At 36.7% G+C, this 25,117-nt stretch carries 19 protein-coding genes and 1 pseudogene; 16 read left to right on the top strand and 4 right to left on the bottom strand.

The window, feature by feature from the left end; all coding sequences use genetic code 11:
* The first annotated feature begins 307 nt into the window (after positions 1–307).
* The 11 genes and pseudogenes from BLS69_RS22870 (at position 308) to nusA (ending at position 13,555) form a co-directional block, all read left to right on the top strand.
* Positions 308–553 (top strand): helix-turn-helix domain-containing protein, encoded by a 246-nt coding sequence (locus tag BLS69_RS22870; RefSeq protein ID WP_091036705.1) that lies wholly within the window; start codon positions 308–310, stop codon positions 551–553.
* A gap of 5 nt (positions 554–558) precedes the next feature.
* A complete protein-coding gene (locus tag BLS69_RS22865; protein ID WP_143023612.1) occupies positions 559–1,128 on the top strand; it encodes an NYN domain-containing protein in 570 nt (189 codons plus the stop codon).
* A 227-nt stretch (positions 1,129–1,355) separates the two neighbouring features.
* Positions 1,356–2,978, top strand: coding sequence for a stalk domain-containing protein (locus tag BLS69_RS22860; protein WP_176872954.1), 1,623 nt, complete (start codon positions 1,356–1,358; stop codon positions 2,976–2,978).
* Positions 2,979–3,269: 291 nt separating this feature from the next.
* Positions 3,270–3,653: a hypothetical protein gene (locus BLS69_RS22855; RefSeq protein ID WP_091036695.1), complete on the top strand. Its 384-nt coding sequence runs from the start codon at positions 3,270–3,272 to the stop codon at positions 3,651–3,653.
* An 18-nt stretch (positions 3,654–3,671) separates the two neighbouring features.
* Entirely contained in the window at positions 3,672–4,802 is a 1,131-nt protein-coding gene (locus BLS69_RS22850; RefSeq protein ID WP_091036692.1) for a GGDEF domain-containing protein, read from the top strand.
* Positions 4,803–5,011: 209 nt separating this feature from the next.
* Entirely contained in the window at positions 5,012–6,292 is a 1,281-nt protein-coding gene (locus tag BLS69_RS22845) for an MrcB family domain-containing protein (RefSeq protein WP_091036689.1), read from the top strand.
* Between the two features lie 99 nt (positions 6,293–6,391).
* Positions 6,392–8,071 (top strand): DNA/RNA helicase domain-containing protein, encoded by a 1,680-nt coding sequence (locus BLS69_RS22840; protein ID WP_091036687.1) that lies wholly within the window; start codon positions 6,392–6,394, stop codon positions 8,069–8,071.
* 407 nt (positions 8,072–8,478) lie between these two features.
* The gene (locus BLS69_RS22835) at positions 8,479–8,670 is read left to right on the top strand and encodes a hypothetical protein (RefSeq protein ID WP_091036684.1); all 192 of its coding nucleotides are present in this window, start codon (positions 8,479–8,481) and stop codon (positions 8,668–8,670) included.
* A gap of 802 nt (positions 8,671–9,472) precedes the next feature.
* Positions 9,473–9,595: pseudogene (locus tag BLS69_RS32705) on the top strand (excalibur calcium-binding domain-containing protein); the annotation flags it as partial.
* A gap of 47 nt (positions 9,596–9,642) precedes the next feature.
* On the top strand, positions 9,643–11,364 hold the full coding sequence (locus tag BLS69_RS22825; RefSeq protein ID WP_091036679.1) for a hypothetical protein: 1,722 nt from the start codon (positions 9,643–9,645) through the stop codon (positions 11,362–11,364).
* 1,117 nt (positions 11,365–12,481) lie between these two features.
* Entirely contained in the window at positions 12,482–13,555 is a 1,074-nt protein-coding gene (gene nusA, locus BLS69_RS22820) for a transcription termination factor NusA (RefSeq protein WP_091036676.1), read from the top strand.
* 108 nt (positions 13,556–13,663) lie between these two features.
* Here the strand turns inward: nusA and BLS69_RS31940 are convergent, their stop codons facing one another.
* Positions 13,664–13,843 carry a hypothetical protein gene (locus tag BLS69_RS31940; protein WP_143023611.1) on the bottom strand — a complete coding sequence of 60 codons (180 nt, stop codon included), beginning with the start codon at positions 13,841–13,843 and terminating at the stop codon, positions 13,664–13,666.
* A gap of 391 nt (positions 13,844–14,234) precedes the next feature.
* Here BLS69_RS31940 and BLS69_RS22810 point away from each other — a divergent pair, with 391 nt between their 5' ends.
* The 4 genes from BLS69_RS22810 to BLS69_RS22795 all read left to right on the top strand — a co-directional run bounded on the left by BLS69_RS22810 (position 14,235) and on the right by BLS69_RS22795 (position 20,201).
* Positions 14,235–15,008 (top strand): helix-turn-helix transcriptional regulator, encoded by a 774-nt coding sequence (locus BLS69_RS22810; RefSeq protein ID WP_091036671.1) that lies wholly within the window; start codon positions 14,235–14,237, stop codon positions 15,006–15,008.
* A gap of 90 nt (positions 15,009–15,098) precedes the next feature.
* Entirely contained in the window at positions 15,099–15,707 is a 609-nt protein-coding gene (locus tag BLS69_RS22805; RefSeq protein ID WP_091036668.1) for a hypothetical protein, read from the top strand.
* Positions 15,708–15,959: 252 nt separating this feature from the next.
* Complete coding sequence (locus BLS69_RS22800; RefSeq protein WP_091036666.1) at positions 15,960–16,307, top strand: nucleotide pyrophosphohydrolase; 348 nt, start codon at positions 15,960–15,962, stop codon at positions 16,305–16,307.
* Positions 16,308–16,583: 276 nt separating this feature from the next.
* Entirely contained in the window at positions 16,584–20,201 is a 3,618-nt protein-coding gene (locus BLS69_RS22795; protein WP_091036664.1) for a DNA topoisomerase 3, read from the top strand.
* 143 nt (positions 20,202–20,344) lie between these two features.
* On the opposite strand, the gene BLS69_RS22790 is transcribed toward BLS69_RS22795, so the two are convergent.
* The 3 genes from BLS69_RS22790 to BLS69_RS22780 form a co-directional block, all read right to left on the bottom strand.
* A complete protein-coding gene (locus BLS69_RS22790) occupies positions 20,345–21,514 on the bottom strand; it encodes a hypothetical protein (RefSeq protein ID WP_091036662.1) in 1,170 nt (389 codons plus the stop codon).
* 15 nt (positions 21,515–21,529) lie between these two features.
* Complete coding sequence (locus BLS69_RS22785) at positions 21,530–21,988, bottom strand: MraY family glycosyltransferase (RefSeq protein ID WP_091036659.1); 459 nt, start codon at positions 21,986–21,988, stop codon at positions 21,530–21,532.
* Positions 21,989–23,210: 1,222 nt separating this feature from the next.
* The gene (locus tag BLS69_RS22780) at positions 23,211–23,393 is read right to left on the bottom strand and encodes a helix-turn-helix domain-containing protein (protein WP_091036655.1); all 183 of its coding nucleotides are present in this window, start codon (positions 23,391–23,393) and stop codon (positions 23,211–23,213) included.
* 428 nt (positions 23,394–23,821) lie between these two features.
* Here BLS69_RS22780 and BLS69_RS22775 point away from each other — a divergent pair, with 428 nt between their 5' ends.
* The gene (locus BLS69_RS22775) at positions 23,822–24,871 is read left to right on the top strand and encodes a DUF4238 domain-containing protein (protein WP_091036652.1); all 1,050 of its coding nucleotides are present in this window, start codon (positions 23,822–23,824) and stop codon (positions 24,869–24,871) included.
* The last annotated feature ends 246 nt before the right edge of the window (positions 24,872–25,117 follow it).

Raw genomic sequence — 25,117 nt, 5'->3', positions numbered from 1 at the left:
ATACCTATCTTGCTCAGACAAGGAGCAGGAAATACACTTGAGATCTTTTTATCGATACTTCCAGTTATTCATTTGTTAATTGATCCTTATATTATCCAAACGGCTATGATATACTTACAGTAATCAAATATTAAATAAGTGGAAGCACCGCTACGTCGATTGAAGACGTCTAGCGGTGCTTTTTTTGTGTGAACTGTACTTTATACGGGCTCAACTCACGATTAGATGAAGGAGCAAGAGTTTGAGATGGTTAGGTTTCTAACCCAACAAATTACCCAGCTAAATAAATGAACCAGAGGTGAATGTTATGAACGTACAGAAAATTAAACCAATCACAACAATTGCAGCAGACCTTAAACTTAAAAGGCTATCAAAAAGGTACTCTCAGCAACAGTTAGCCTTAAAAATGGGCGTAGATAAAACCACAATTTCAGCCTGGGAACGAGATGTGCGATTTCCAAAAGAAGAGCATTTACTTCAGATATCGGAGTGTCTAGGTTTGCCACTCATGGATCTTCTTAGAATCTCTAAGAATAGAAAGTCCGTAGGTTGAAGATCATGAGACCAGTAGGGATACGTCTCAAAAGTGCAATTCTCATTGATGAAAGCAATGCTATTTATCAGTTACTTGAATTAGGTATTAAAGGCATACGTTCGTGGCGAAAATTCTATGAAGTAGTTGAAGAATATTTGAAAGCTAATTATGGATTGAAGATGTCTACGGATTTTAATTTTTATGGAGCTCTACCACCTAAGCATGCGGATGAGATTAGATATAATAAAAGGCATAAGTTTTTACAAGCGCTAGAACATGATGGGATTAATGTGTATCGCGGTACATGTTATATCCAGAAGGATGTCTATATTGAAAAAGGGGTTGATGTATTGATCTGTTTGGATCTTTATCAATTCTCTGTATATAAATACGATTATGTTGTTGTTTTTTCTGGAGATGCAGATTTCGTACCTGCTATTAAACGAGCGAAGAAAAATGGAACACTAGTACTTGCGATATTAGGCCATAATAAAGCAGCATTTCATCTTAGAAATATGGTAGATGTAACAATTGATCTGGAATCTATTATTGAAAAATTAGATCAGACAACACTGATTCAAAAATTGAGTTAATTGAATCTTCGGAGACGATCTCATCGATTATTGGATAATAAGTATTTGTGATGATATAGAATCATACCATGAGAGATACTCTGTGCACGGTTATTATACAACTGATATATGCTTGATCATCTTACATTATTTTGTATATAATAAGCGTAATCAAATATATGAAGCGACGAAGAACGCGCAAACTCCTAGGAGTTGTGCGTTCTTTTTTTTGCTTAGGAGGAAAAAAGATGTTCAAAAAACTAATGATTAGTTCTATCGTTGCGATAACTTCGTTATCCTCACCATTACAAATGAGCGCCGCAGCTGTGGAGAAGGAAATATCAGTGTATGTAGATGGAGAAAAACTACATTTTGATGTTTATCCAAAAATGATAAATGGAAATACATTAGTTCCCATGAGGACGATATTTGAGAGGTTAGGTGCAGCTATTGAATGGAACAAAGATAATTACTCCATTGAAGCTACAAAGGGAGAACGAAGCGTATATCTGGTCATTGGGAAGAAAGAGGCCACAGTCAATGGGGAATCATTAAAACTGCGTCAAGCTCCCGTCATGATTGATAATGTTACCTATGTGCCCCTTCGTTTTATTAGTGAGAGTATGGGTACCACGGTCGGGTGGTTGAGTAAAAATCAAACCGTGACCATCAACTCTACTCCACTGGAAAAGATTAAGGTCACACGTGTAAAAGATGGCGATACTTTTGTCGGGCAATATACAGATGGGACAAGTGCCGGCAAGCAAGCTGTGTTTCGTTTAATTGGTGTTGATACCCCAGAGGTCCTAAATGGGCCTATCCAATTTTATGGCCCAGAAGCTTCAAAATACACTAAAGATCAACTGATAGGTAAAACAGTTTATGTATCTCGGGACCAGACAGATGATCCTTATGGTAGAGTATTTGCTTATGTATACCTAGAAGATGGCATACTCTTCAATGCAGCTCTCGTGTCTAACGGTTTTGCTAGGTCTATGGCTATTGAACCTAATACACGCTGGGAAGGTCTATTTGAACAACTAGAATCTAAGGCTAAAGAAGAACATAAAGGGATGTGGGTTCAAACTGAAGCTTCTAATTTATCCATTGATCCCGTGAAAAATTACGTTAAAAGCAAGAGCAAAGAATTAGGGATTCTCCAAGGAGAGTTTCATCCAGAGCAGCTAATCACCAAAGAGCAACTGTTAAAGAGCCTCCTGATTGTTCTCTTCCCTGAAATTAAAGCCGTGCTTCTGGCAAAGTCATTCTATGAGTTAAGTCAGGATGAGCAGTTTAAAGAGATTCTCCAATATTCAATACATGTAGGTTTAGTATTAAAGGATGAAGTAGTCAATCCGGATGAGCCAGTAACAACTGTAGATGCAGCATCCATACTAAAACGGGTAATGCATGTAGACAGTATGGAGCAGGGTAAAACACTAAGTGATTTTGGCATTTACGCGCTTCGTTCCAATCCAAATGAAAAGCTCACATATATGGATGCTATACTACTGATGGAAAAAACGAATAATGCATACCAACCTATCAAAGATTATCTATTCCATCTAAAAGAAGCTGCAAAGGAATCGGAAGTGATTGACCAATTGTCCTCAACTCTATCAAATAGAGCAATGGCTGAGAAGATCTCATCTTTTGCAAATCGAATGTCTCTACGCAATTTTTCGGATGTGGATGGGTTAACAAATCTGAAAACCGATGCTACAGATGTTCTTAAAGAGGTAACCAAAGATATCAAAAGTAACTGGAAGGATATATTGAACCTTGCCAAAATAAAAAATGCTATTGAAAATGCCAACGATAGTTTGGATAAAGCCGATATGGCTCTGCGAAAAGCACTTGATGTGAATTGATTGAACTCTACCGTAATTGTCCAGTGTGCTTTAGTTAACATGGCTTATAATCGGATGTAATTATTTGAAAAAGGATCATGTACCCTACTGACAACGTTGAGATTTAAGCAGATACCAAATCATTAGTGCATAAATGGCGACCTCTTTCACTAAGAATAAACAGAGAATGATTGAGCAACAAGAGAGGTTGTTGTATAATGAGAACAATTAAATATGCTAACGCGAAGTACGCGAACGTCCTTAGGGATAGTTCGCGTTTTTTTATTTCTTTAACAATGTAGGAGGTGAACTATGAGGAAGCACAACAAAGTATTATTGCTTTTATCTGTGATACTGCTTTTGTTCGTATTTAATCTTCAATTTGTAATACCTGCTTTTTATGTCGTATGTGGGTTTGTCCTTTATGTCATTCTCTTCTGCTGGGCCAAAGCAAAGGGTTTGGATACTCAGCATCCTGCTTGGGATCCGATCTTAAATACGCCAAAGGGAATGTTGTATTTTATTTTAAGTGGAAGCATTCTATGGGCACCCGTTTTTATTCCATTTGTAATAGCACAGAGACAGAAATGGAGATCAAGCAAAGAAGGAAAAAACGAATGGTTGTATATGTGGGTTCAATATTTCAAGAACCCAACGAAATTACATCGTGACTGGTTTGATAATTTCTATCAATAAAAAGGATGTGCAAGACTTATGAGTATTTTTGATTTTTTTGTGGGTATTCAAGGGAGCTTCATTGCATCACTTCTACTTTTTCCAATATTAATATTGTCTTGGGTTTTATCGAGGCAATTACTTGAAAAGCGGAAAAGAAAATCATACATGTTCTTATCTAAAATCACGCTAGGTTATCTTGCGTTCAATGGGATAATACTGATCTTCAGTTTAGTTGCCACCACTATAGGAATAGAATCATATGCAATCTCTTCTTTCTTTAACATCATAGTAAAAAGTACGTTCATTATATTTCTTTATGGCTTCTACCGGATACATAACAAAGAAAACCTTAAACTTCAACTCATTTTTATAGTTCCAACCATTGTAGTGATTCTCACCGGTTTGTTTGCTCCTATACTCGGACATATCATAGCCATTTTATCGATAGTAACCATGATGATTTTATATGGGGATAAGTTAGGAAGAGGTAAATCCATTTATATGGCTTCTGGATTATTTCTAGCTTCTCTACTGATCTCCATGGCTATAAGTATCGTGCCATCGTTACATGGATCTTTTTACATGCTCAATATTATTTTTGAAATCAGTTCTTTCACTCTTTTATTGGTCAACCTGATTGAACATTCATTGATCATCATGCAGAGCTCGTACGTTTCCGCGATTACTGATTCACTCACTGGTCTATTTAATAGAAGGTATTTTACTAAGTATATCAACGGCTGTGTGGATCGGAGTATTCCAGTGAATGTTATATTCTGTGATATTGATAACTTTAAAAGATTGAATGATACCAAAGGACATAAAGTAGGAGATGAAGTACTTAAGCAAGTGGCTACTATTTTTAAGGAAGAGGTTCAGGGCATAGGTGTTGCTGGACGATATGGTGGAGAGGAGATGGTTTTACTTATTCAAAGTCTCGACGTTGATATGGAAGAGATCACGGAACGAATGAGATCCCGTATCGAAAAGGAAACAATCACTACAGCTAGCATCGGCTATCGAATGTATGACCCAAGTGTACCAGCCGACCTTTTAATCAAACAGGCAGATGAAGCTATGTATGATGCAAAAGCAGCAGGCAAGAACCGGGTAATGTCCTATACATTAAAAGCAGCAAATATATTGGACGTAGCTGCCAACGAATAGGACAATAGGGTTTATATTAAACCCTTCATAAATAAGATCTAATAAGAGATTTCCCTTGAATTTTTTTAAACTCTTGGGCAATCTCTTTTTGTTTTAACTCAAAATTTTAATCGTAATACATGGTAGTTAGTAGATTTGAATTCATTGAAATAGCTTGTAAAGAGTTTTCAATATCGAGCAAATTTCTATCTATTCATTTAGGAAAGCACATGTTTCAATTTTATGGAACAACCTGGTATGATAATAATCATAACAACGTGACTGAGGTGATTCATGTGTCAGAGCTTATTGAAAATCGATTAGAAACAGAAAACACTAACGAAAGAACAGGTGAGCTACACATTAGAGAGGCGATACAATACATACTCGATCATTACCAGGAAGCAAGATTGTCATTTTTTGAGAACCATAAGATGGGTAACCACGTACGCAGTATATTTAAAGATATCATTATTAATGAAGCAAATTTAAATCAAGATCATCTCTATATCAAGGGCTCCGTTGGAAACGGACGATGGGCCGAAATACCGTGGATTTCAATTTTTAATAGAGATATTACCACCACAGCTACAAAAGGTTATTACATTGTTTATTTGTTTAAAGCAGATATGAGCGGTGTGTATATTTCCTTAAACCAAGGCTGGACATATTTTAAGGAAAAGTATCAGACCAAACTGGGACGGAAAAAAATCCGGACGACTGCAAATATAATTCAAAAGAAGTTGAACTTTACTCCAGATCATATGACTGCAGAAGCCATTACGTTAGGAGGACAAGGGTGGCTAGCAGAGGGCTATGAAAAGGGTCATATTTTTGGACGTTTTTATAGTGCCGATAACTTACCTAGTTCAAAGGAACTTATCAGTGACCTTAAGGAATTATTGATTACATATAAAGAGATTGAATATATGATCGGTGAAAGAACGCTTGAGCAATTTAATGATTACCTATTGTTAAGTGATGATGGTCAATTTTTAGAAGAAGAGCAGCAACAAGAAGAAGACTTCCAAAATAGAGTGCAATCGATACTTGATGAAAAGGTAAAGAAAGCCGAAAAGAATAGTATGGAGGATATAGAGACGGAGGATACTCCACTTCCAAAACCAGAACCTGTTATTGATCAGACCAAAAAAGAACGCTGGCCAAGAGATGCTCAAGTTGCCGCTAAGGCGCTTCGTTTATCTAAATTCAAGTGTGCCTTCGATGAGACACATGTTTCGTTTACTTCGAAAGTTACAGGAGAAAGATATTTGGAAGTTCATCATCTTGTACCCATGAAATATCAAAGGAATTTTAATGTTAGTTTGGATCGAGCATCCCAACTTCTAGCATTATGTCCAACGTGTCATCGTCAGATCCATCATGGAACAGACAAAGATAAAGAGAACATATTAAGAAAACTATTTGACGATCGACATGAGAAATTAAAGGCTATTGGTATTGAGATAAATTTAGATGAACTATGTCAAATGTATGGTATCGAGAAGTAGGCAAAGAAGAGAGATATATACTACTGATTATAGAAGCACCGAGTTGAATGTTGGAGAGTTAAATGTCTTGAATATAATAATGAAAGTGACGTGTTAGTTATGATACTCGCAGGGAAACTGTATTCATTTGAAATGCTTAAGAAAACACGAAAGGAATTTGAACATTTTGATGTTAAAGACTTTGATATTGATACAGTTCCAGTCGTGTATATCCAAAGAGATAAGAAAAATCTCTATGTAGGAAAATCTACAGACGTATATGGTCGTTTTTCTACACATCTAAAAGATATTAGTAAAACATTTACTGACATTACGATTATTAAAAGTGATCTCTTTAATGAGAGCTCCATTAAACACATCGAAACACTCTTAATTGATTACTTGCTAGCAGATGCCCAGTTCAACTTACTGAATAAGATTAAAGGCCAGAATATTCACTCGTATAATGGGATTGAAGATGTAAACGATATGTTCGTAACCATATGGGAAAAACTTATTCATGAAGGAATAGCAAGTGAACCATTAAAAGAGATACATAATAAGTTTATCTATAAATACTCACCTTTTAAGGAGCTTACTGCCAATCAAATTGATATTAGCCGTGACATCTTAGATACCGTGCTAAGTACCTCTAAAAGTAGACATCTGATTACTGGTGATCCAGGTACAGGAAAAACAGTAGTATTAACGAATCTTCTATATACACTTGTATATGATCAAACAACGGGTAAGGACCGTGAAGGATTAGAACGGGATGATATCGCACTCGTCATTCCACAAAACCACTCATTAGGCTTATATAAAGATTTAATTCGAAAAGTTGGTTTACATGGTATTACAGTGTTATCTCCTTCACACTTTATTAAGAAGGCTAAAGGTAGGGATACAAAATATAAGTATGTTTTTGTAGATGAAGCACATCGGCTAAAACAGTATTTTGGGAAGCAAGCGAGAGATTTAAAACATCTAATCACTCCGGATGGGTTTACAACCGAATTAGATCTGATATCAAACTACGCTCATCATCTAACCATTGTGTATGATCAGTATCAAACTATTCGTCCGGCTGATATAGACTCCGACCATTTTAAAGAAAAGACAACAGATTATCGTAGACATGTACTACGTAAACAGTTCCGGTTGAAGTCAGGGGATCAATATTTAGCATGGTTGAGAAAATATCTGCAAATGGCTTCAGATGTCCCTGTGTATGAAAAAGGATTACTAAAAGGTTATGACTTTAGAGTGATGGATTCCATTTCGGAATTACACAAGGGGATAAAGAAACTAAATAAGACCCATAAACTATGTCGAGTGATTGCGGGCTATTCTTGGGAATGGGCAACACAAAAAGACAATAATTTATATGATATAAGTGATCCTATCACAGGTGACACATTTAACTGGAACTCTAGAACAATAGGTTGGATTAATCAAGAAAATAGTGTTGAAGAAATAGGCTGTATTCACACAACTCAAGGTGCAGATCTAAACTATGTAGGCGTGATCTTTGGAGAGGAAATTGATTGTAATTATACGGGTGAAGAAGATGGAAGCTATGATTTTGAAAAAGTAAGAATTATAGTCTATCCAGAAAAGTATAAGGATCGAAATGGTCTTCCAATCAAAGGTACTGACGAAAATAACGAAGAATTAAAATCCTATATCCAGAAAATCTATTATGTCTTACTGTCACGTGGCATAAATGGTTGTTACGTATATGCAACAAATCCCAATATGCAAAAGTATTTAAAGGAACTTCTAAAAATCAGTCAGTAGTTGATAGAATGGAGTCTTCATAAGGAACGTGAGTTCCTAGAAGATTTTCATTGAGAAAGTAGCTTCAGATTATGAATCATTTGAGTACAGAAAAAAATCGAAAGATCACGTTTATTATTTGTCTAGGAACTTTACGAAGGAGAGTTGTTTACTGCAGTATGTAGTGAATAATACAAAGTAAGGCTAAGACAAAAGAGCTAAGATAACCCTTTTAATAGGGTTGTCTTTTCTGAATACCTAGAATAAAATACAAATATATAAAAGCACACAATTAATGAGTCTATCATGAGACACTGAGGTAAATATATTTGTATTACATATAAGAAAGATTCATATAGTTCTAGGAAAACTGTAAAAATAATAATGATTTCTCAATTATAAAATCATGAGCAGAAAGGAATTTTTTCATGAAAGAACCCGAACGTTATTTAAATAAAAGTCCTAATGTGTTTAAAGTCGTGGGCTTATCATTTAGACCAGAAAAACGCGAGACTGCAACCGAAAATAAACTATCTATTGGATTTAAAATTGGGGATTGGAATGAACCTATTAATTTTATTCCTTACTTTCAAACGGTAGATAGAACCCAATTACATTAATAGACGCTCTCTTAAGACTTCCTTATAGGAAGTCTTTTCTTCTATATCAAGAAATAGTGCTAAATCAGATACACGATAATAAAATATACTAGCCCATTCTCTTCGTAATAACTTTCCCAATTTTCGTTCAAACAGATTTTATACCCATAAATCACTTATGTATTTCAACAACATACTCAAATATCAAGAATACATATCAAAGGAGAAAATCTAAGCTATAGATAAGATGAGAAAAGCATACACCACCCGGACGGAGTATGAACTCATTAATTAATAGTATGTTAGTGCACTTTCGTAAAAGTTTACTTTCAATCTTTGCAAAGAAGATTAAAATGCATATAGAATTAAAGTTAACTTAGTAAATAGCCGTAATACGAATAACCAGCCTAGGATCCTTTAACAATTTGACAAACATAAGAATAAAATGAAGTAGTATGTTTAAGGGTATTGCAGATACTTTCTTATAGTAGGAGAAAGGGGAAATCAATTTATGGGAAGTTATTTCTTCGGTATTCTTGTTTTCTTATTTATTTTCTCCATACGCTCGAGATCAGTTTTATGGATATATCGGATGTATCTCATAATCTCATTTATAGTATTCACATGGTTTAGTTTTAAGGAAGGGTTTTGGTTCATTTCATTTGTTCTTCTAGTTTCTATTCTTTGTTATATCATATACATAATCTCAGATTCGTTTATGTATGAAACTTCAGATCAAAAGGATTCACTCGGAATCTATCCGATGATGTGTGGTCTAATCGCTATATGTTTCTGGCTAGCCAATACTGATTATTATCCTGTATCAGAGTATTATCGAAATTGTGCTGCTGCTCATGCAGATGGTGCTTCTCCTATCTATAAAGGGGAAGCGGGTTACCGTAGAGGTCTTGACCGAGATAATGATGGAATTGCGTGTGAGCTGTGATTCAGTGAGAGAGAAATAGACTAATAGATGGCCAAGGAGATGTACGAATGGATCCTATACAAATTTTAGCCAAAGGATTAACTACGGGGTTAACTTCTTTTATAAAGAATAAAATTACAAATGAGAAATGGTTCCGAGATGTGGTGTCTTTTATAAGAAAAGATAATTACTCCAGAGAAGTTACTAATATGTTCACTGCAGCTATCGCAGATGCAAATAGTCAAAGCAGGTTACCTGAAAACTTAGTTAAAGAATTATTGGAAGATCCACAAAACAGAGAGGAAGTGTTTCGTTGGATCATTGAAGGTGAACCCGATGATAGTCCTAAAGTAGATCTGAATTTAGATCCATATATGGAAAGATACCCTAGACATCAAGATGAAACCCTTCATTTCTTTTATATTGTAATCAAAAGAATGCAAAATTATAAAGTAACGTACTGGCCACCTGGTATCTTACAGATACTGAGTAAAGTGGAAAATATGCAGACTCGTCTAAACACAATAGACCATCAGGGTAAAGAAATATTGAAAATGCTAGGAGATGTTCAACCAAGAAATTCTAGTATACAATTTCGAAGAGCTTTAGAGGATATGCTTTATGAAATGAACTTAGATGGAGTTGAACAGCAATTAAAAAAAGCTCTTCTTACCGTTTCTAATACAGAACATAGTGACCCCAATTGGAAGTATGATTGGCTAATTGACGGTAAAAATATTAGTGTTGTAGAGAAACCAGTGAATCCAGAGATATTGAAAGATCTGGAGAAAAAGATTGTGGTTTTACCGGATATTCCAAAAGAATTCCGTCGCTTCGCTGATTTAAACGAAATTATTGAATATGGAAAAAGAAAGCAGATCACAATTGAGCTGCCTCTCCACGAGTTTCGTTCTTATGCAGGTGAGCATCTTCTATATAAACAAGTATCTAAAGATCCTGAGCAGCTAATTATGTCCATTCCACCTACCCCTTTCCCACATGTGGAATGCACATTAACCATAGGTGAGCAAATTAAATCTATGATCTGGCTACAAGTAGTCGAAATTTTGGATGATGATACCCGTATCTTCAGTAATCGAAATCAAATAGATCGAGTGATTGAATATGAATTTCGTTTTGATCCAGCTCGAGAAACCATTGCAGAGTTCCGGTTAGTACCCATTAATGAATCTAATCTTGTAGAAGCTTCGTTGTTATTCTTCAGGTACTTGCTACTGGAGGGAGAACAAGAATTTCAGCTTCTATTGAACCATAATAATGTGGTTATACTTGAAGGCATTCTAACTAAAGATAGAGAAGAAGACATTAGTATAGAGAGATCTACACCTGTCTTAGAATGTTTGTTTGAAATTGAGTGCTTTTTTAAGATTAAATTCCAAATGCCTACTAGGTTAACAGAAACAGAAGTGAAGCGAATTGCCGAAATTGTTAGAATCATACGCATAAATAATTTAGAAGAGGATGTATCTGGTTACACCTGCAGTGCATATTATTCTGATTTAGAAACGTTAAAGAAAATTGTTTATGAAGAAATGGATGAGGGGACTACTTTCCAACTTTATGACGATGCTAGGATTACGCTACTCAATTATTGTTTTAATATGAGGATCCATTTTATATCCGACATCCCACCTATAATCAAAGATGTTGAAATACTCAAGAAAAAGTTGGAGCTCTTGTCTCAAGGAGAAACGGTGAATCTTCAATTTATTTCAACTGAGGGAGCTCAAAACAAATTGAGGTACATCATGATCTGCGGCGAGTTGTAATCACATTTACCGTCATCAATCTTTTTCACATGATTAACTACTAAGCATGTATGGTTAGCTGCTAGATGTCATGAAATGAATTTTTGCAAACTAAGGAATATAGCATGGTTTAATTTTAGCTTTCGTTAGAGAATATCTTTAAATATCCATCCGCTTTGTGATATACTCTACTCATACATTAGTAACATGGATCTTTAAGGAACAGGCACACGCCACATTCCAATTCTACGTCCCTCAAGGGGCTGTATCACTTTTATTTGGTGATCATGTAGAATTCGGAAAGGGCAGGTGCCTTTTTTTGTTGTGTTGATAGGCTATACCTCTCTGAGAATAGGGTGACCTAAAGGTGACCTTAAATACACCTTTAACACTTAGGTCCATCCAAAGAAACCAAAGGAGGTCTTTACAAATCCATAAAACACGTATAAACGTACAACTCGCTCATAGGACTAAACCTCTTTTAATATATCCTAGTCCTGCTGCGTTCTCGCCGCTCATTTTTTGTTTGACTATTTAGCCTGCCTGTTGTATTGCTCCCTTTTAACGAGGGTTTAGATTTGTATCTAGAAATCTGCAACTTTTATTGAACCTGGAACCCCCTTTGCGCGCGGCGCGCACTCACTCTAGCCCTAAAAAAAAGATATAGATACGTATCTAGGTTTCAGAATTGAAAGTAGATCATAGATCCGTGCTTATGTGTCTCAGGGTTGAAGATCTCGTATAAAGGGGAAGGAAAAGGCGAGAAGGAAGAACGTATGCGAGAAGACGAAGTGCTTTCCTGTGACCGAGTAGTACGATATAATGTATATATGGATGAGTTTTACAGTTGATGGTCTATTGCACTCCTTCCCTCTCCATATGTGTTGACGATCGTTGCTCTTCGCATCTACTAAACGTTCATCATTTTTTTTAGAAACAGATACATATACGCTTAGATTTGCGGTTCCATCGAAAGGTACCTGTAGGGTGAAGAATGAATTTCTGTCTCGAGATCAAAGCTTTTTCTAGTAAACCGATTGTTTCGAAAGTATCTATAGCACGATAGGGAGAACGATAAACACACAGAGGGCGGACATAGCTTGTGTAGTAAAAATCAGAAAACAAAAGGAGAATGACAATGAATAAGGATTTTTTAGTAGCATTAACTGAGATTGAAAAGCAAAAAGGGATTTCAAAAGAAGTTTTGTTAGAGGCTCTTGAGGATGCGCTCGTATCAAGTTACAAAAAGAAGTTCAATACTGCAACGAATGTGCGTGTCGATATTAATCGTACGTCTGGTGCAATGAAAGTGTTATCAAAGAAGATGGTTGTAGATGATATCATTGATGAACGAGTCGAGATATTGATCGACGAAGCCCGGCAGATCAACCCAAAAATCCAACTTGACGAGTTTATTGAAATTGAAGTTACTCCGAAAGACTTTGGACGGTTGGCTGCTCAAACGGCTAAACAGGTGGTTATGATGAGAATTAAAGAAGCTGAACGAGCTCTCGTGTTTGATGCGTACGCTGGTAAGGAAGAAGAGATCATCACTGGAAAGGTCCAGGGCATGGACTCATCTAACTTATATGTTTTACTAGACCATACCGAGGCTGTCCTACCTATCAGTGACTTGATGCCCAATGAAAAGTTTAAGCTGGGGGATACAATCTCAGCATATATCTCGCGCGTTGAACAAACCTCTAAAGGAACTTTGGTCATTCTGTCTCGTGTACACCCAGGACATCTGAAGAAGTTGTTTGAAACAAAGATCCCAGAAATACAAGAAGGAAAGGTCGCTATCAAATCCATTTCCAGAGAAGCGGGGATTCGTTCGAAGATTGCAGTTACTGCACTAGATCCAGATGTGGATGAAGTTGCGGTATGTGTTGGCGTAAAAGGGCAAACGATTCAATCCATTACAAGTGAACTCGGCGGAGAGAAGTTAGATATCATTAAATGGTCCAAACAGATGGAAGAGTATGTTGCAAATTCCTTAGCACCTGCTAAAGTACTTGAGGTCCACATTTTTGACGATGAAGAAGATCCGACAGCACGAGTGATTGTGCCCAATAATCAGCTCACACTTGCGATTGGTTTGAAGGGGCTGAATGCACGTCTCGCAGCAAAATTAACGGGGTATAAGATGGATCTGTATAGTGAGGATCAAGCATTTAAACAATTCGGCCGTCCAGTGACCATAGTCGAATAGATTCACTTCTTTCTAATTAGGGCAACGGACACCTTGGCTCTATACAAAGATTTTTAGGGTTGAGGGAGATATAGCAGGCGCAGAAACTGCCCGAGATAAAGAGGCCTTCTAATCGTGTTTATTACCGTAAAAGCATAATCTTGATCCAAATGATAGAATATGAATGTTTGACTTGCCATATGCAATTTTAATTTCAGCAACAGAGGAGAAGTAATTATGCAGTTCCTCATAAAAATCGGAATTTGTTCCTTTATTCTTAGCATGTTTTTTGTGGCCAATCATATTCATGGCGTGATACCTCCAAGTGTTTACCGAATCTTTGGTACGATTGGGATATCTCAAATTATTATTTCTTATTACATGTGGAAAGCTGAATTTTCACGGATGCAAGGTAGTATGGATCGTAAAGTACCACATGATGAAGTTGAAAAACCTACGTTGACAGGACCTATGGTAAGGGGCGCAGTAATTTCACTAGTCTTATGCGGCATCCTTTTAATTCCTCATCTGATTGCAATAGGTGGGGTGTGGATCCTCACCTATGGAATTAGCTTTTTCGTGGTATATACGTTCCTTTCGAAATACATGGACGTTCGCCAAGACACAAAGACACTAACTAATAAACCGTCTTTGTCACGTTCTTAATCAAACTAAAAGATCCGGAAAGTGAGGGAGTCTAATGCCAGTGAAAGAGGAGATTAAACTCGGTCCAGAACGCTTAGGGCTCAGTGAGAGAGATATCATGTACTTGCTCATCTTTCGTGAACTTCACAATCAGTCGGCATCTCCTTCAGAAATCTTTGAGGTGGTCCGCGCGGAATTAAGTAATATACAACGAGGACGAGCGAGATCCTATTTCTACAATGTAGTAAATCAGATGGAATCATTCGGATGGATAACAACGATCCGGACGGAGAACAAGAACAATAAAAAATACTATGCTATTACCACAGACGGTTATGCGAAAATAGATAGTTTTAAAGAATCATGTATGGATACCATGAAGAGTTTAAAAAGTATGGCCGATCACTTTGACTTTCATATCTCGGGTACTGGTAAATCCGAACCCATTCAACTGAATACGCAGCAACGAAAAATGTTTAACCGATTAATTAACGTGCGACATTTGATCAGGTTCTTATTTTTAAAGATTCTAACTGAAGCCGAACATCGCCAAGAAAGTGGAAAGAAAGTGTGGTTACTTTTTAAAGAAAGATACGAATGGCAGCCTGCACAAGGCTATTATTACGAGGTACTTCGAGAAATGGAAGTAGACCAGGGATATGTAACAGGAAAATGGACGACAGATCGGCGTAGCACCTATATTTATCAAATTACGAGTCACGGGTTAGAGTCTATCGCAAGTGAAGCCGAGACTACGCTACACTTCCTACGACAGTTACAACACTATACACGTTTTATACTAAATTTGTTTCCTGATCGTAACAGTTAATGCCGGAACGAATTGCATATTAAATAGACTCAAAGCTGCATCTAAATCAGATGGGCTTTGGTAGGGTCATCTCAACAGGAGGAATTACGGGTGCAATCTTTAAATTTCGCACTACAACTGTTTAAAGATAGTGGCGTTCCATTCAAGCTTAGTGGCGAAGCGCAAACAGAAAGAGAACTGAAAGTAACACGTCTAGTTGTAACTAAAGATCATGTGTTACAAGGACATGTTCAAACGTACTTAAATGTACTAGTGAACGTTGAAAAGAAAAAACAAAAAGGTCAAAGCTCTGTGGTCATCTTATTTGACGGGTATGAACATGAAGCCAGAAGAATGTACAATGTGCCCGAGTTAAAATCTTGGATCCAAAAACTAGTGAAGAACAAACCATATCTGTTTTATTTTATCGCTAATATGAATGATCATTATGTTCATGATATGGCACTATGTTCAGTTACGACTTCAGCTTCTTTTATGCCTACATCTTTATTGGCGTATACGGGTAAATCCCCGGAACTTGAGCTAAACGGAGCAGATGTTACACCCGTGATTCAAAAACTGGCTAAATCAGCATTAATGTATGCCAAAAAGTTGAAGCACACGCCTGAAGAACTGATGGACCAATGTATAACTTTTCTGGATCATGTGAAGTACGAAGAACATTTAGAAGAACATAAGCGATTTCTTCAAGAGATCTAGATTACTTGCCGGTATGACGGAAAGCACCTCAAAGAAGGTGCTTTTTCCTTTTGCCTCTAATGACGGTTTATGAGCAGTTTTAAGCCTCTTCACACAAGAACACCTAATTACAAGGATGAGTCTGAAAACGAGTAGAGCATTGACGCTGATTGCGCCTGCTTCCTATGTGATGCTTACGCTTCGGTGTATCAAGAGGACGTAAGCAAGGACTTTGCCGTTGTTTGTCGAATGACTGTATAGAGGTGGTTCATTGTGGAGGAATTAATACAAAAGATTACTGCATTTAGAGATGAGCGAGACTGGGAACAATTTCATAATCCCAAGGATCTGGCCATTTCTTTGAATCTCGAAGCGAGTGAGTTGCTTGAAATATTTCAATGGAAAAGTAACGAAGAAGCCATTGCGAAAAGCAAAGACAAACTTCAAGATGAATTGGCTGATGTTCTATATTATGTGTTACTCATGTGCAACGATCTTAATATTGATCCGAAGAAAGCATTAATAGAAAAGCTGAAGAAGAATGCAGAGAAGTATCCAGTAGAGAAGGCATATGGCTCAAACAAAAAATACACCGAACTTCGTGGGAGTAACCAAGAATAAGGGTTCCTTTCCTTCATTAAGGCTACATTGTTCATTCATAAAGTAGTAGATTAACTATCCGTAGGAAAGGTTCATCATTTGGGTTTTATTTTGGATGGCTTGTTCACATGTAAGTAGAGACCGCAGAATAAGAACATATTTAGCACGCTTCTGGACAGCATACAGGGTGACCTCGGTGTAAGATTACGGTATAATGAAATCAATTGAATACTCACAAAGCGAAGCACGCTTCTCCCTATGGGGAAGCGTGCTTTTTGCTCGTTATAGGAGGTTTACATGAAACTTATCATAGCTGAAAAAAAAGACCAAGCTCAACGACTAGCGGCTCCTTTTCCAACCAAAGGGGAAGGTTGGGGCTACATCGAGGTACTTCCCTGTCCGACATTCCCCAAGGGAGCTTACTTCTCGTGGGCAGCAGGACACTTAGTTACTTTAAAAGAACCAGAGGATTATGATCCAACGTTTGAAAAGTGGAGAATGGAGCATCTCCCCATACTACCAGGACCCTTTCAACTGAAGCCTGCAAAAGGGAAAGAAAAATTGTTCGCCCACTTGAAGAAATTGATTCAAAACAAGAGCTTTAACGAAATTATAAATGCCTGTGACCCAGGCCGCGAAGGTGAAGCCATCTTTACTCTGATTTATCAACTTAGTGGGTGTAAAAAACCCGTGAAGAGACTTTGGACTTCTTCGTTAACGAAAGAAGCGGTTTTTGCAGCATTTCAGAAACTTCTACCCGAATCAGAAAAGAAAAATTTGTTTTATGAAGCATATGCTCGGTCATGTGCAGATTGGCTTGTGGGGATAAATACATCAAGAGCATACTCCATCCTGCTTCGAGAGAAAGGAGTCAAAGTTGAAAAAGGAGAGAGCTTCTCAACAGGGCGTGTTCAAACACCGGTTCTAGCACTTATTGTTGAACGCGAAAGGGAAATAGAAAGTTTTGTACCCACTCCCTATTGGGAAGTCATTGCAAACTTCAGTTTTAGTGATATGGAGTATAGGGGGAAATGGTTTACAGGCAATCAAGACCGACTTATGGATCAGGGTAAAGCTGAGAAATTGGCCGCTTGGTGTTCAGGAAAAACGGCCGATATCGATGAGATATCTGTGGAGACTAAAGAGACTTTGCCCCCTTATCTGTTTAGTCTTTCTGCATTACAAACCCTTGCCAATAAACTTTTCAAACTAAGTCCGAAAGATGTCTTAGATGCCTGTCAAACGCTATACGACAAGGGGTATCAGAGCTACCCACGTACGGATAGTAATCGGATTACGACGGAAGAAGCAAAGGAGTTACCCAGCATTCTTGAGAACATAGGTAAACTAGGGCCTTATACTCCTTTAATCCCTAAACCGGTTCCCTCTATTATGAATAATAAAAGATATGTGGATGCTTCGAAAGTATCAGACCACTACGCGATTATACCGACCGATACAGCTCCAGATTTAAGCAGATTAAGCCATAATGAAAGACTGATCTATGACTTGGTTGTTAAATCAGTAATTGCAGCTCATTATGATAGTGCTATTCTGGAACACACCACGATCATCACGTATGTGGGAGATCAATTTTCGTTCCTAACCAAAGGGAAGAGAATCATTCGAGACGGCTGGCGACTCGTTATCAATACAGATGACCCTGCCGAGAGCGAAGAAAGCCTAGATCTGCTGCTTCCTAGTGTAGTGGAGGGACAAGTTGGTCATACCACCGATTGTTTTGCTAAAGAAGCCTGGACTTCTGCTCCTAAGCGTTTGACAGAAGGTAACCTCATCTCAATGATGAAGTCTGCGGGGAATCAGTTAGGAAATAAAGAGCTAGAAAGCATCTTGCGCAAAACGCATGGTCTTGGGACAGAAGCGACTAGAGCAAGTATTATAAGCCGATTAAAGGATCAGAGTTATATTGAAATCAAAAAAAACTTGGTGTATCCCACTGTGAAAGGACGAACACTTATTCAAGCTATCGGCCAATCTGCTTTATCCTCAGCCGAAACAACTGCCAAGTGGGAACAAACATTAAGTGAAATTGGTCAGGGGAGATTTACACATACTAGCTTTATTGATCAGGCCAAGAAACTGGCTACTAAGCTTGTTTATGATGCTGTGAACTCTGTTCAATCTATGGACATGCCCGAAGCAGTTAAGCCAAACTCAGCAACGACTAATAACGGCATTCCCATGTCACGACCTCCAGTATCTAGCTCACCTGTACAATCCATATCGTCGCTGGGGCAGTCTAATACTACACATATCGAGGGGGATCCAAGGCATCAAAAGAAATCGATGCATGATGAGGATATGGAAATCAAGGGGAATGCTACTGAATATTCAGATGCTTCAGAACAGATTACTTCTCCTATATCTAGTAGCCCAGCTAAGACATTACCTACAACTGAAGCGCATCGACGGCCGAAACGAAATGTGACCGCTGATCAAAACTTGGGATCTTGCAAAAAATGTGGCCAGCCTGTCATCGATAAAGGAGTTTTATATGGCTGTAGTGCATGGGAGAACACGGGATGTGATTTCAAAATTAGCAAAACAATCAAAGGTAAAGTCATTGAAAAGGAAACGATCCTACGTATTCTGGAAACGGGATCGAGTGGTTTAATACGGGGATTTGTTCATAAGTCCAAAGAATCGAATAAAAGCGATACCGTCTTTGATGCTATATTACAGTTTGACCAGACAGGTAAACTGTGTTGGAATTACCCAAGCACCGATGTGTTGAAGTTACCTGTCACCTTACTTAAATCTTCAACAGTCATACCAACTTCAAACCAGGATTCAAAAAGTGCTTTCGCTGAGCTTGAAAGAGAAACAGCTAATTTGAAGTTACCTGCCAAAGTTATTCGCGTCACCTATGGACCTCGTGTAACGAGATATGAATTGGTACCAGCAGAAGGGCTGAATATATCCCATTTTAAGCGACTCAAGATGAATTTGAAAATGGCTCTGAAGGCTGAAGAAATCACGCTTTATCTCCCTATCCCTGGTACAAACGTAATTGGTATAGAAGTACCCAGTAAACTACCGTATACCGTTCATTTAAGACCACTTCTTGAGAATAAAGAATTTTTAGCTACACGAACTGCTCTAAACTTCCCTATTGGTATGGACATGTCGGGGGAACCGGTTTATGCAGATTTAGCCAGCATGCCGCATCTACTGATCGCAGGAGCTACAGGAGCAGGCAAATCCGTATTTATTAACGCTATGATCATAAGTCTTTTATACAGTCTGGGTCCGGATAAGCTTAAATTTTTGTTCATTGATTCCAAAATGGTCGAACTCTCTGTCTACGAAAACATCCCGCATTTGTTTGGCCCGATCGTAACGGATGTGAAAAGAGCAGGAATCGCATTAAAAAAACTTGTTGTAGAGATGGAAAAGCGATATGAAATTTTAAGCCACTATGGTGTGCGTAATATTGAATCGTATTACGATAGGGTACAATCGGTAGATCCTAGCGCTCCTCGCCTACCTTATATCGTTTTAGTCATAGATGAACTTGCGGATTTGATGATGACAACAGGAGCGGATGTAGAGGAATGTATTCAGCGAATTGCCCAACTTGCACGTGCAGCTGGTATTCATATGATTATAGCCACACAGCGGCCCTCCAAACAAGTTTTATCGCCTGTGATTAAAGCAAATTTACCCGTAAGAGTTGCATTCGCTGTTGCCAATCATTATGATTCTAAGGTAATTCTGGATGAGTCGGGAGCTGAAGATTTGCTAGGGAGAGGAGACATGCTATATCTCCCTAAGGATGGGGCAAAAAGAAGATTGGTTTCTGCTTATGTGTCCGATGTTGAAATTGAGAATATAGTATCTCACCTCAATTCAAGTGAAGAGGGTCCCTCACGAGCTTTTGCAAAACGAATTTAATGTGTCTTCACTATCTGCATTTTGTATACTTTTTATACCGACTCCACACATGTGGAGTGTTGTTCACTGTTGGTCAGGAAAGACTAATAGTTGAGATGTATTGGCGGAAATAGCAAAGAGGGGTGGCGAACCCCTCTTTTTCTCTAAGAACTTTTAGTTTTTGTAACAACACTTGAAAGGGAAAAACCGTATTTTCGTATTGGTTCATTAATCTTGTTATCGTTATTATTTTTTGTCTCTACAATTTTTGTTTTAAGGTAGTCTAGTTCGATGTTATCGAAATCCGAAGAATTTGTATCTAACAAAATGGTTTCTAATTCTGAATAAATTTCATTTAGATGATTATCCAATGCGATTCCAGTACTCACAACTTCTTTTTTTTGTTTAGTTAATTTTCTCTCGTCTAAATGATATTTTATTTCCTTCATCAGAGGCAAGATTATACCTGTTCCAACTAAAATGATAACTTCATATGGGCTATTATGTGAAAATTGTTTTAAATCCAAGAATCTTGAGTCTCTTTTGGTTTTATTAATATGATTTACACAAAGTATCTGTATTTTATTTGTTTCTGGGTAGTATATGCCTACGACAGGTCTTGAGTTGTTATTAAATTCTCTAAAAAAAGATGAAAAATACTTGGACTCTAGATTTTTGTATTTTTCATTTTTTAGTAAAGCGTAATCTTTTTCAAAAAAGCTATCTTGCATTAAATCAATATCTATCTGTTCATCATCAAATTTATTAATTCGGTTTACTGCTGCACCATATGCTTTTTCTATTTCATTATTTTTTTCTCTAAGATTAGATTTGCTTAAAAGATTATAAGCCAAATCCTTTAAATCAGAAAGATTATTTAGCATGCTCTTATCATTTGGAGAATTGATAAAATTATGTAGCTGTTTTTTAGCGATTCTTTTATGAATCAGTTTGTAAATAATTTCATTAAATGTTCTAAAAACATTGAAAATAATATTGATGGAGTAAATCTTGCGATTTGGAAATAGGCTCACAGGTTTACCCATATGATAAAGATATAATATCTCGCTTGCTTTATTTAAATCTATTGCGTCAAGTTTAGAATAGGAGGTATTAATTTTAAAAGAATCATCTAATATGAAAATATTTTCAACGGGAGTTCCTGAATTTATTGCTTTAGATATTGAAATTAGTAATTCGTTTTTATAATAATTACTAGAAAATTGATTTATGAAGTTTGATATTTCCCAAGGACTTAGCAGTTCTTCTGTGGGACGCTTGAAAATGATTTCAATTCTTTTATCGAGGTCAGTACTTTGATTTTGTTGAGACATTTAGTATCCCCTCCCTTAGGGCTTTCTTTTATTTTTTATAGAATCCACTTTACTTATTATCTCATTTACTTTTTCATTGACTGCTTTCTGCTTTTCAATTTCAAATAGCTTTTTTATGTGACCCAAATTCCTATCACCAGAAAACAATGTAAGAAAACTAAATGCAATTCCAAATAAAAGAAAAGTGTCATTGTCTATTGAAGTTGTTATTGTTTGGATTACGGGTGTGTTATATATTAGGGGAACTAACACAAAAGACATTATGCTTAGAAATAAAAACACGAATTTTAGAATTATGCTAAAGCTCTTTTTATTCTTAATCTCTTTTAGAGGATCATCTAAATAGCTCACTAATGACATGAATAAAACACTTAATGAAAAGCCAAAAACATAGGGTTCAGTGATTTCGATAAGCCCGAACATTTTTAGTGCGGCTGCAATTAGTAATGAAATTCCTAAGAATAATCTTATCAATAAGTTTCACCTCATTTCTTAGTGCTATAAAATGCCGCAGTTACTATTTTCATGAATTTCTTTAATTATACATCAAATTCACCTCTTGTAATGAGTTAGTCCTAAAAAGAGCAAATAGAAAAGAGAGACTAATCTCTCTTGTATACATAATCTATCGTCAACATCTTCTGCTATTTATGATAATGATTCGTATAGATACGGCAGCTCAAGTCAAACTCGATAAAAACGTCAAGTTCATTAGTGGTACTAAAAAGAATGTATTATTATTTTCTTCCCTTGCATTATTATTTTCATTACCTCTCTATCGAATAAAATTTCAGATTGTCTTATGTCAATTTCTGTTCTCATGAAATGAAAAGCATCCATGAAGTTTTGTTGATCTTCATTACTTCCTATGAATTTATACGGCTTTTTATTATCAATAAATGGAGGTATCCATTTTTAGTTTAAAAGCACCATTTCCTTCAAATCTTGACTAAATATCAAACAATACAACTCTTTTTTATCCAGGAATATCAACTCACAATATAATTTATTCTATCGCTTCTAAAACCTTTAAAAAAACTTAATTTACTGAATAAAAAACGACTGGACAGAATCTAAATGGAAGTCCACATTTCTACTTTTGCTTCTTTAAATTGCCTCCGGGAGAACCATTTAAGCTATACAATAAAGTACGTAGATGGTAAGGATTTTCTCCCACGATTTTTGTCGTCTTGAAACATTGCCAAAGATTTTAGTGTCGTCTATATTCATACGATATTCTTCAACTCTTTTGCGTAATCTATTGGTTGTGAATTACTCATGACTACGTTTTTTTCTTTCGTTTTTTAGTTGTTTGATTGTTTTTGAGTTGATTATTGTCGTTATTGTAAGAACAATAGCAATAACAATTAGAATCATGATGATTACGAGATTCAGAATGACAAATTGATAATAACACGACGGTCATTATTTCACAAAATTTGGAATTAAAATACATTTTTGATATTGTATATCAAAACTTTTGAATGGTGGAATGAGAATATGCGTAAAACGTCAATTCAGAAAAATTTTGTACGGAGCAGACGAGGATAAACTCTGACACTCCAACAAAAAGTAAATCATTCGCTAATGGGGGGGGAGCCTGTACAAGCCCTATAAGGTGTATTTAAAAGAGCAGTTGCCCTAATTGAGCTTATCACAGTCCTCTATACAAGTCCTGAACGTCTCACAGGCTGTCTTAGTTGGCTTGTAACGGCTGACTGTTATTTTCATCCGCTTTCTTTGCTCCTTGCTTCCTGCGATTTAGTTCACGGTAAAGTGAACCCTTGCTTACATCGGTCATTTCTTCAATCTGCGCTACTGTAAATTCTCCGCTCTCGTGTAGCTTGATTGCCTTGTCAAGCTTCTTCTTATCTGTCATGGGGCGACCGCCCTTGCGTCCACGCGCTCTAGCCGCTTCTAGCCCTGCTACGGTACGTTCTCGTATAATTGACCATCGTTTTCGAACCAAGGGATATGATTTAGGTTAATTGATTTAATGCCTTTTAAATGCACTTATGATAAATCATAAGTATGGGGGACAGAGCGTAAAGCTCCAGGAACGCCATAACAACAAAGCTAGGAGATTAAGAGGGGGAATTACTAAACAAAACACCATGAAGCATTTTGAAATTTCGGGGATTTCCTTTAATTAAGGCTCTGTTAAACTTTGTTGTTGATTTCATTGAACTAACGGGTAGGGAAGTTACAATATATGTTATAATTAACTCATTAAATTTATTGATATTGATGAATTTGAAGCTAGTTTCTATGAGATGAAGACCATTAATAAAGGATAAGGAGAAAACAATGGATACGGAAGCAATATATCATCATCTTACTCCTCAAACCTACATGAAGTCCTGGAAGCATGGAAATTCGTCAATCTATGTTGTGAAAAAAGGAATCAACGATTTAGGGGAAGAAAAGAATACCAAAAGATTTGCAGGGATTGATGATTACCATACAATTAGAGCAGGTTCTCTTAGTGGTAACGAAGAGGATTTCAAATCATTTTTTGAACCTTTGAAAGAATACGTCGTAAAATTGGATGGAAATATACTGAAAGATCCAATCGATATGAATCTAAACTTTTATAGATTCAATGAATGGAGCATTAGTGATTTGAAAGGGAATGTTGTTTCTGATGAAGTAAAACGTTCACTTAGAAGCACTATACTTTCAAAAACAAGAAAAGATATTGAAGTAAATTGGAGCCAACAATATGAAAATGATTGGAACAAAACTCATGATACAATTGCAAATGCAGTTTCGTCAACGGACACTCATTTATTAAATGCAATCAAAAGAGATGATCTAATTAAGTTTATGGTTTCGATTGAATGGCGATCGAAACCGTATCACCCAGTACTACAAAACGCATTGGACGTAGCCTTAAGAGGTGATTTATTAGGTATCGACTTTAAATCCATTAAAATTCCAGAAGAAGAACGGTTATTTCCGTTTTTAGAGACAGTGTACGATGAATATGCCCATAGTTATATATTGAAGCTATATCGTCAATTTCTTAATGGAGAAGGATTGATTATGGATGAGGTAGAGAAATTTGTTAATGAGTCAACCCTTGTTTTCTTAAGGGCTCCTGCTAATGGAGAATTCATAACCAGTGATAATCCTGTTTGTAGATTCATTAATTCCGAAGGTAAAATTGAGTATATCTTCCCTTTAGACTCCCATATTGCTTGTGCTGTAGTAAGTGGCAACCATAAGAAATATTATGTAGTAAGAGATCTTACGAAAGATGAGCTAGTTGATTACAACAATCGACTAAAGGACAATTGCAACGAAGGATATATTCTACGTGTGCAAGATCGTGAAATGTATTTTGGTGATGAATAGGGATGATTTTTCCAATGTAAAGCTATAAAATGTTCAACTGAACATAATAGTAATCATTACACTAACGGGAAACGATAGTTGAATAAACATAGTATTTTAAGCCACTCAATTGAGTGGTTTTTTCTTTGGGGGAAAAACAAACAATAACCTTTAAAAGAGCCATAATTAAAAAGAAGCCGCCTCGACTCCACTTGCTATGTTCCCCTCATAGTAGACAGTAGAAAAAAACAAAACTTTCTACGTCTA

This window comes from Paenibacillus sp. CF095, assembly GCF_900101225.1.
Lineage (GTDB): Bacteria > Bacillota > Bacilli > Paenibacillales > Paenibacillaceae > Paenibacillus.
This window is presented reverse-complemented; position numbering and strand designations above follow the sequence as displayed.

Excerpts from the sequence above, each read along its gene's own strand:
- BLS69_RS22870 (WP_091036705.1), top strand. The coding sequence starts at position 308 with ATGAACGTACAGAAAATTAAACCAATCACAACAATTGCAGCAGACCTT.
- BLS69_RS22865 (WP_143023612.1), top strand. The coding sequence starts at position 559 with ATGAGACCAGTAGGGATACGTCTCAAAAGTGCAATTCTCATTGATGAA.
- BLS69_RS22845 (WP_091036689.1), top strand. The coding sequence starts at position 5,012 with ATGTTTCAATTTTATGGAACAACCTGGTATGATAATAATCATAACAAC.
- BLS69_RS22850 (WP_091036692.1), top strand. The coding sequence starts at position 3,672 with ATGAGTATTTTTGATTTTTTTGTGGGTATTCAAGGGAGCTTCATTGCA.
- BLS69_RS22790 (WP_091036662.1), bottom strand. The coding sequence starts at position 21,514 with ATGTCTCAACAAAATCAAAGTACTGACCTCGATAAAAGAATTGAAATC.
- BLS69_RS31940 (WP_143023611.1), bottom strand. The coding sequence starts at position 13,843 with ATGAATATGATTGGCCACAAAAAACATGCTAAGAATAAAGGAACAAAT.
- BLS69_RS22825 (WP_091036679.1), top strand. The coding sequence starts at position 9,643 with ATGGATCCTATACAAATTTTAGCCAAAGGATTAACTACGGGGTTAACT.
- nusA (WP_091036676.1), top strand. The coding sequence starts at position 12,482 with ATGAATAAGGATTTTTTAGTAGCATTAACTGAGATTGAAAAGCAAAAA.
- BLS69_RS22855 (WP_091036695.1), top strand. The coding sequence starts at position 3,270 with ATGAGGAAGCACAACAAAGTATTATTGCTTTTATCTGTGATACTGCTT.
- BLS69_RS22780 (WP_091036655.1), bottom strand. The coding sequence starts at position 23,393 with ATGACAGATAAGAAGAAGCTTGACAAGGCAATCAAGCTACACGAGAGC.
- BLS69_RS22775 (WP_091036652.1), top strand. The coding sequence starts at position 23,822 with ATGGATACGGAAGCAATATATCATCATCTTACTCCTCAAACCTACATG.
- BLS69_RS22840 (WP_091036687.1), top strand. The coding sequence starts at position 6,392 with ATGATACTCGCAGGGAAACTGTATTCATTTGAAATGCTTAAGAAAACA.
- BLS69_RS22860 (WP_176872954.1), top strand. The coding sequence starts at position 1,356 with ATGTTCAAAAAACTAATGATTAGTTCTATCGTTGCGATAACTTCGTTA.
- BLS69_RS22795 (WP_091036664.1), top strand. The coding sequence starts at position 16,584 with ATGAAACTTATCATAGCTGAAAAAAAAGACCAAGCTCAACGACTAGCG.
- BLS69_RS22835 (WP_091036684.1), top strand. The coding sequence starts at position 8,479 with ATGAAAGAACCCGAACGTTATTTAAATAAAAGTCCTAATGTGTTTAAA.
- BLS69_RS22810 (WP_091036671.1), top strand. The coding sequence starts at position 14,235 with ATGCCAGTGAAAGAGGAGATTAAACTCGGTCCAGAACGCTTAGGGCTC.